The following is a 2567-nucleotide window of genomic DNA, read 5'->3' as shown; positions in this document are numbered from 1 at the left end:
TCCCCGAGACGCTTGTACATTTTTCTGTTATTTTTTAGTTCAGATAATGCCATACAATCTCGGGATGCTTCTAAAATAGAAGAACCAGAAATAAAGGAAATAGTTATATGACATTGATGTATTCATTGTGTTGTATTGAAATTTTGATCAAAAAAAAAAGGCTTCGCATTTAGCGAAGCCTTTGAAATATTTTGTTGTAATATTTACATATCAGGTTCCGCTCTATCATTTGATAAAGTAAAAATAGAACCAGAAATATGAATTTAATACAGTCATGTTGTCTTTTTTGATGAACGCAATGTAGGAGGGATTTTTTTATCATCCAAGAAAAAAATGCAATTAGTTTATGAAAACGTTTGCAGGTTCAAGCTGAATCAAATTAGCTCTTGGTATGGTAGGTTGTTTAGATTCAATTGTTTAGTTATTCATTTTAATTTCATAAAGCATATGGTCAGGATATCTCTTTTAAATTATATAAATTAGAGCTCTTGCAAAAAAAGACTTGCTGTCCCTAAAAATTACGAATGAACGAATCAGTTTTAAATGCTTTAATGAAATTGTTTGCCATCATTGTTGATGAGCAAAAACACGGTTTTGAATTGGCTGCACGTGATGTGGTTGCTAATTATTTAGAAACCAGACTCAATAAAGAATGGCAGGAACGGTATTTAAGCGATTTTGACACCTTTTTAAAAGCATCCTATTACGATAACGGGAATTTGGATTATATACAGACTAAGCATAAGCAATTGACTGAAGTTTGTGTTAGCTTATTGGAAGAAGTTGATCAGGAACAGAAAGTTTGGATTATGCTTCAATTACTTGAATTTATCGATGATTCGGAATTTGTCGGGGACGAAATTCTTGAATTTGTTCAAACCGTTTCGAGGACATTTAAAATTTCAGATGAGGAATTTGAATTTGCACAACAATTTATTTTGGGTGATGAATATTCAATTCCATTTAATGAACATTTATTACTTATTGATAGTAATGAGGATTTTAAAGATGAGCTTGTTAAGCATATTTATGTGCCAAAACTCCGTGGGCGGGTTTTTGTCCTTCGAATCAAGAGTACCAATACCTATTTAATCAAATATTTTGGAGAGTATAATCTCTTCTTAAATGGGCATAATATCAAAGTTGACAGAAGTTATTTGATCACTTTTGGCTCCGTTATTCGTTCACCGCGTATCGATCCGATCTATTATTCTCAAATTGTTGCGGAGTTTATTGTACTGAAACATCGTTCTCAAATCAGTCTGGTTGCTAAGGATATTGAATTCAAGTTTAAGGGGACTGAAAATGGCGTTCACTCATTCAATTTTAAAGCGGAATCTGGTCAGTTGATTGGGATTATGGGGGGGAGTGGTACTGGTAAATCAACTCTTCTGAATGTTCTCAATGGTAATTTGCCTTTGAATTCAGGGAATATCTGGATAAATGGTTATGATATTCACACACAGAAAGAGAAGCTAGCTGGTGTTATTGGTTATGTGCCTCAGGATGACTTGTTGCTCGAAGAGTTAACCGTCTTTGAGAATTTGTATTATAATGCTAAGCTGTGTTTCGATAAGTTTTCCGAAGATGATATTCTTAATATTATTGAGGATACTCTTGAGAAATTCGATTTGATTGAGGCCAGAGATTTGAAGGTAGGCGATCCTATTAATAAAATATTGAGTGGCGGTCAGCGTAAGCGTTTGAATATTGCCTTGGAAATGATGCGACGCCCATCCATATTATTCGTTGATGAGCCGACTTCTGGCTTGTCGAGTATGGATTCGGAGAAGGTCATGCTTTTGTTGAAACGCCAGACTCTTAGAGGACGATTGGTTATGTGTAATATTCATCAGCCTTCATCCGATATTTTCAAATTGCTGGATGTTTTGATTATTATGGATCAGGGTGGTCGTGTGATTTACTCGGGGAATCCTGTTGAAGCCATTGTTTATTTTAAGACGCAGAGTCATTTCGTGAATGCCGATGAAAGTGAGTGTTTGACTTGCGGTAATGTTAGCTCTGAGCAGATTCTGAAGATTATTGAGACGAAAATGACGAACGAATATGGCAAACAAATTCGTAAACGAAAAAGAGGATCAGAGGAGTGGTATGCTTATTATAAAGAGAAAATAGAGAGTACGAAATCAATTGAAACACCCAAGAAGAAAACAGCACTGCCAGATAATTATTTTCAGATTCCGCGACGCTATCAGCAATTGAAAATTTATTTATCGAGAGATATCAATGCGAAACTAAGTAATATCCAATACATGATGATTACCCTATTAGAGGCACCATTATTGGCTGTGATATTGGGTTATTTCACTAAGTATATTATTGGAACAGTCGATGATCCGACGACCTATATATTTGCAGAAAATGAAAATCTGCCATCCTATATTTTTATGGCAGTGGTGGTGGCTCTATTCCTTGGATTGATTATTTCAGCAGAGGAAATACTTCACGATAGGCGTATTATTAAACGTGAGTCATTTCTTAATTTGAGTCGTTTGAGTTATATCAATTCCAAAGTGCTTGTTATGCTTGGAATTTCAGCTATTCAG

General features: G+C 34.9%; 1 protein-coding gene. It reads left to right on the top strand.

The features are described from left to right. Window positions 1-524: 524 nt before the first annotated feature. Window positions 525-2567 (top strand): ATP-binding cassette domain-containing protein (locus ABY905_RS16315; RefSeq protein ID WP_372645790.1); only part of this gene is annotated, 2043 nt, incomplete at its 3' end.

It is taken from the genome of Ancylomarina sp. (genome assembly GCF_041555295.1).
GTDB lineage: Bacteria > Bacteroidota > Bacteroidia > Bacteroidales > Marinifilaceae > Ancylomarina.
Note: the sequence above shows the minus strand (reverse complement) of the source record. Positions and strands in the feature narration are given on the sequence as shown.